Origin of the sequence: Methylobacterium sp. CCH5-D2 (assembly GCF_001556475.1) — a bacterium.
Lineage (GTDB): Bacteria > Pseudomonadota > Alphaproteobacteria > Rhizobiales > Beijerinckiaceae > Methylobacterium > Methylobacterium hispanicum.
Window position 1 is genome coordinate 1 of sequence record NZ_LSIX01000371.1, and the last position, 1,069, is coordinate 1,069.

A 1,069-nucleotide genomic window follows, 5' to 3' on the forward strand; every position below is an offset into this window, starting at 1 on the left:
CCGCCGCAACGTTCCGCCGAAGCGCATCATGTTCCAGGAGCCGCGCCTGCTCCCCTGGGCGCGGGTGGTCGACAACGTCGCGGTCGGGCTCACCGGCCTCGGCTCGCGGCGGGAGCGGCGGGAGCGGGCGCTCGCCGCGCTCGCCGAGGTCGGGCTCGCCGACAAGGCCGGGCAGTGGCCGGCCACGCTCTCGGGCGGCCAGCGCCAGCGCGTGGCGCTCGCCCGGGCGCTGGTGAGCGGGCCGGGCCTGCTCGCCCTCGACGAGCCGCTGGGCGCCCTCGACGCGCTGACCCGCATCGGCATGCAGGGGCTGATCGAGCGGATCTGGCAGCAGCAGGGCTTCACCGCGCTCCTCGTCACCCACGACGTCGCCGAGGCGGTGGCGCTCGCCGACCGCATCCTCGTGGTGGACGAGGGCCGCATCGCCCTCGACGTGCGGGTCGACGTGCCCCGGCCGCGCCGCCGCGGCGACCCTGACCTCGCGGCGCTCGAGGGCCGCATCCTCGAGAACCTGCTGGGCGAGAGCCCGGCCGCCTGAAGTCCGGAGTGATTCCATGACCCAATCGACCGACGGGCGCGCCGACGTCCTCTGGTTCCTGCCCACCCACGGCGACGGGCGCTATCTCGGCTCCGAGGAGGGCGCGCGCGCCGTCACGCTCGACTACCTCCGGCAGATCGCGCAAGGCGCGGACGATCTCGGCTATTACGGCGTGCTGCTGCCGACCGGCCGCTCCTGCGAGGATTCGTGGATCGTCGCCTCGGCGCTGGCGCCGCTGACGAAGCGCCTGCGCTACCTCGTGGCGGTGCGGCCCGGCCTGATGGAGCCCTCGGCCGCCGCCCGCATGGCCTCCACCCTCGACCGGATCTCGGACGGGCGCCTGCTCATCAACGTGGTGACGGGCGGCGATCCCGTGGAACTCCGCGGCGACGGCGTCTTCCTCGACCACGACCAACGCTACGCCGTCACCGACGAGTTCCTGGCGATCTGGCGCGGCCTGATGCGCGGCGACACGGTGAGCTTCGAGGGCCGCCACCTGCGCGCCGAGAACGGCCGGCTGATCTACCCGCC

2 protein-coding genes are annotated in these 1,069 nt (G+C 74.5%); both read left to right on the plus strand.

Annotation, left to right across the window (positions count from 1 at the left end):
- The coding region (locus AX737_RS09520; protein WP_156453618.1) for an ATP-binding cassette domain-containing protein at positions 1–538 on the plus strand (538 nt) is incomplete at its 5' end.
- A 16-nt stretch (positions 539–554) separates the two neighbouring features.
- Positions 555–1,069, plus strand: a 515-nt coding sequence (locus AX737_RS09525) for an LLM class flavin-dependent oxidoreductase (protein WP_156453619.1), incomplete at its 3' end; no start/stop codon positions are given.